The 777-nt window shown below is 55.9% G+C and carries 1 protein-coding gene; it reads right to left on the bottom strand.

All coding sequences use genetic code 11. The features are described from left to right. Positions 1–333 precede the first annotated feature (333 nt). Positions 334–666, bottom strand: coding sequence for a cupin domain-containing protein (locus tag OKC41_RS21045; protein ID WP_010675945.1), 333 nt, complete (start codon positions 664–666; stop codon positions 334–336). Between the last annotated feature and the right edge of the window lie 111 nt (positions 667–777).

Here is a 777-nt window from a genome sequence, read left to right as displayed (position 1 = left end):
AGAATACCGGCCTGTCACGCCGGGGGTCGCGGGTTCGAGTCCCGTCCGCTCCGCCACTAAATTGAAAGGCCTTCCCTGACGGGAAGGCCTTTTTGCTTTCTGGCGTCTGGATAAGATCTCAGGAAACAAGAGGCAACCACCAGGGCTGCGACTTGCCACTGGCAACTTGGTCCCGGTCTGTTGTCCCTTGTGCTTGAGCCGGACTTTGTCCGTCTCTGCGTCTGTTATGCCACTAACAAGAAGCCCAGTCGACAGACTGGGCTTCTTTTCGTCTCCACGGTCTCCTCTTCGATCTTCGCAGCAGAAGCATTGCCTTCTTGAGCCGTGAGCTTGCTAGTAATAGACGCAGAGCCAGACGGTTGTCTCGGTCGGATGGGTCCACTCCACCCTGTGCTGAAGGTGCGCCGGGATGTTGATGTAATCCCCCGGCCCCAGATGGACGCGTTCCTGTACCCCGGTATCCGGTGTGATGAAGACCAGGATGGCCTCTCCCTGCACCAGCAATACCCATTCGTGTTCATCCTGATCGAACCACTCTCCGGTAGGGGTCTGCTGCCCCTGGGAGAGAATGCGCTCGATACGAACATTGTTGGTACTGACCAGATCCGCGAACACTTCACTGGGCAGGGGGGAGGGGATCTGGCCAAGCAGGTTGCCTGTGTGCATGGGCTTCTCTCCGGTAGATGGGAACGTGGCTAGCTAATACCAATCAGATTAAAGATGTGATCTAATTGCTCTATTCTGGTTTCACTGTACTCAGTATGTCCGATCCAATCG

The organism is Aeromonas sp. QDB17 (genome assembly GCF_027705305.1).
Lineage (GTDB): Bacteria > Pseudomonadota > Gammaproteobacteria > Enterobacterales > Aeromonadaceae > Aeromonas > Aeromonas caviae.
The sequence above is the reverse complement of the archived record's forward strand: the minus strand, read 5'-3'. Positions and strand labels throughout refer to the sequence as shown.

Bases quoted from the DNA above. Each gene is read 5' to 3' on its own strand.
- OKC41_RS21045 (WP_010675945.1), bottom strand. From the start codon at position 666: ATGCACACAGGCAACCTGCTTGGCCAGATCCCCTCCCCCCTGCCCAGT.